Annotated in this window: 3 protein-coding genes and 1 pseudogene; all 4 read right to left on the reverse strand. The window is 44.8% G+C overall.

Annotated features, from left to right (window positions below; translation table 11 throughout):
- Positions 1–225 precede the first annotated feature (225 nt).
- A pseudogene (locus tag PX484_RS08330) lies at positions 226–396 on the reverse strand (clan AA aspartic protease); the annotation flags it as partial.
- Between the two features lie 5 nt (positions 397–401).
- Positions 402–677 carry a hypothetical protein gene (locus PX484_RS08335; protein WP_024970721.1) on the reverse strand — a complete coding sequence of 92 codons (276 nt, stop codon included), beginning with the start codon at positions 675–677 and terminating at the stop codon, positions 402–404.
- 315 nt (positions 678–992) lie between these two features.
- On the reverse strand, positions 993–1,205 hold the full coding sequence (locus PX484_RS08340) for a type II toxin-antitoxin system HicA family toxin (RefSeq protein WP_002791471.1): 213 nt from the start codon (positions 1,203–1,205) through the stop codon (positions 993–995).
- A 2-nt stretch (positions 1,206–1,207) separates the two neighbouring features.
- Positions 1,208–1,405, reverse strand: a complete 198-nt coding sequence (locus PX484_RS08345; protein ID WP_002738180.1) for a type II toxin-antitoxin system HicB family antitoxin — start codon at positions 1,403–1,405, stop codon at positions 1,208–1,210.
- Positions 1,406–1,478: the final 73 nt, after the last annotated feature.

Raw genomic sequence — 1,478 nt, forward strand, 5'->3', positions numbered from 1 at the left:
TAGTCGGAGTGTTGGACTCAAACACTTGATCCCTAATTAGGTTGTTTTAGGTCACATCAAGAGTAATACTTTATTAGGTTTCTTACAGGAAATTTTAAAGGTTTGAGCCTTCGGTAAATCTTTCGAGGTAGCCTAGTTATCATATCTCAAAAATAGCTTGAGCGATTTTTTCAGGGGATTTTCCTAATCTAAAGTAATATCCTCTGATCGCACTTCTTAATGGGATCACAATGCTTTGATCTCAACGATGCCGCCCTCAACATTATCCACCTGCAATCGATAACCGTAGAGCATCGCCATTCCGAGCAACGGCTCTGTCTCTGATGCTGCGATATCAACCTCGCGATATTGCCCATCCCAAATGACTGTTGCAGTGTAAAAATCAAACAAGACTTCGTGTATCATGAATTCTTCTTTAAGCTCCGCGAACCAAAGTGATACACGGCAGGGTGTCCAATCCGAATTCCAAAAGGCTGGGCATCAGGGTTACGCTCAAATAGCCGATTGGTTGCAGCTACGACCGTTTCATCAACCTCAAAATCTCCGGTTTCGATGTCGATCGCGATAATTTTACCCTCATTACCCGCTTCGACTTGCTGCCGAATGCCAGACTCGTAGAGTTCTTTCCCCCGACGAGCCATCTCCTCTTTGCTGTAACGCCTTTGCCGAACTGTCATAGCCTTGCCCCATTGACTGCCTTCTCCATTTTAACCTCAACGATCTCGCTCTTTTGAATTGATAGGGTGTGTTTGGCAATCACTTAATCTTGGCGATCGATATGATGTAGCCTGTGTTAGCGTTAGCGTAACCCACGGATTTTGAACATTAGATAAGGTGCGTTCACTTCATTAACACACCCTACAAGATCGGCGTGCTGCTACGCAGTGCCTTCGGCATCGCACTCTGTTATGAGTTGATTGATGTTGGGTTTCCTTGCGTCAATCCAACCTACGGGCGAGGCGATCTGCTACGCAGTGCCTTTGGCATCGCACTCATAATAGTTTACGAAATTCTGCGACTGTCAAACCAGCATCTTGAACAATTCCACCCATTGTAAATGCCTTAATTGGATTGTGCCTTGGAAGAGCAACTTGACGCACCCCATCACTCAAGATGATATGTTTGCCTTGGCGAATGATCCGAAAGCCTACCTTCTCCAAGGCTCGCACTGCATCTAGGTGATTTACGCCAGGAATTCTAGGCATAGTTACACCTGCATTTCAATTTCACGAATTTCCCCATCTTGCAAGCGTTCTTCTAAGGCTGCAAGATACTCACGAATTGCATCTTGGATATTGGTTAATGCCTCTTCCTCAGTATCTCCCTCGGACCAACAACCGGGGAGCGCAGGAACGCCAACAGTAATTCCTTCTTCAGAACGATAAAGGACAATTTTGTATTTCATCATAAGTTCCTTCTAGATAGCACTCCATTTTAGCTTGATAGAATTATGGATGTGGGATCAAATTGTAGCAACA

The organism is Microcystis sp. M49636_WE2 (genome assembly GCF_030065375.1).
Taxonomy (GTDB): domain Bacteria; phylum Cyanobacteriota; class Cyanobacteriia; order Cyanobacteriales; family Microcystaceae; genus Microcystis; species Microcystis aeruginosa_C.

Coding starts and splice junctions, on each gene's coding strand:
- PX484_RS08340 (WP_002791471.1), bottom strand. CDS start 1,205: ATGCCTAGAATTCCTGGCGTAAATCACCTAGATGCAGTGCGAGCCTTG.
- PX484_RS08335 (WP_024970721.1), bottom strand. CDS start 677: ATGACAGTTCGGCAAAGGCGTTACAGCAAAGAGGAGATGGCTCGTCGG.
- PX484_RS08345 (WP_002738180.1), bottom strand. CDS start 1,405: ATGAAATACAAAATTGTCCTTTATCGTTCTGAAGAAGGAATTACTGTT.